Origin of the sequence: Curtobacterium sp. B8, from assembly GCF_000333315.1 — a bacterium.
Classification (GTDB): Bacteria; Actinomycetota; Actinomycetes; order Actinomycetales; family Microbacteriaceae; genus Curtobacterium; species Curtobacterium luteum.
In genome coordinates, this window is the sequence record NZ_BACW01000511.1 from 1 (window position 1) to 988 (window position 988).

General features: G+C 78.4%; 2 protein-coding genes. Both read left to right on the forward strand.

Annotated features, from left to right (window positions below; genetic code table 11):
- Positions 1–503 (forward strand): DNA glycosylase AlkZ-like family protein (locus tag I59_RS13120; RefSeq protein WP_022904254.1); only part of this gene is annotated, 503 nt, incomplete at its 5' end.
- 138 nt (positions 504–641) lie between these two features.
- On the forward strand, positions 642–988 hold a 347-nt coding region (locus I59_RS13125), incomplete at its 3' end, for a J domain-containing protein (protein ID WP_022904255.1).

Genomic DNA, 988 nt, shown 5'->3' on the forward strand with positions numbered 1-988 from the left:
ACGAGGCCCTGCGGCGCGTCGTCGCCGGACACCTGCGGGGGCGGGGTCCCGCGACCGAGGCCGACACCGCCGCGTGGACGAAGCTCCCGCTCGGCGACGTCCGACGGGGCGCCGCGGCCGCCGGGGACGCGATCGAACGGCTCGGCGACGGGCTCCTCGCGCTCGCGGACCGTCCGGCTCCGGGAGGAGTCCCCACCGGACACCTGCTGCCCGGGTTCGACGAGTACCTGCTCGGCTACGCGGACCGGAGCGCGCAGCTGCCCGTCGCGCACCAGGACCGCGTGGTACCGGGTGGCAACGGGGTCTTCCTGCCGATGGCCGTCGTCCGCGGGGTCGTCGCGGGCACGTGGACCCGGGCGGAGCGCTCGACCGTGGTCCGGCTCGTCGTCACGCCGTTCGAGCCCCTGGACCCCGCGGCCGTCCGCGCGCTCGAGGTCGCTGCCGAGCGGTACGCACGCTGGCTCGCCGCCCCCGTGACGTTCGACGTCGCCCCGCCCGCCTGATCCAGCGCCCACGCGCGCCCACGCGCCCCGACGCCGACGGTGTCGGCCGTCGCCCGCCGGTCCCGCCCCGCGCCTCCAGCCAGCACCCAGCGCACGTGCGGCGGACCCCGACACTGCCTCGGGTAATGTCGCAGGGCCATGACCGACAGCCCGGCCGACGCCACCCCCTACGAGGTCCTCGGCGTCCCCGCGACCGCCGACGACGACGCGCTCCGCCGCGCCTACCGCAAGGCCGCCCGCGAATCGCACCCCGACCTCGGTGGCGACCCCCAGTCCTTCCGCCGCGTCCAGCTCGCCTGGGAGCGCATCGGCACGCCGGCCGCGCGCCGCGCCTACGACGCCGGCGCCCGTCCCGGCTCGGCCCCGACGCACGACTCGGGTCCGTCCGGATCCTCCGNCCTGGAGCACGGATCACCCCGCGACGCCTACGCACCCCGGGCGCGCGTCGCGACTCCCGGCCGCGCGCCCGGTCCCACGGGCACCCC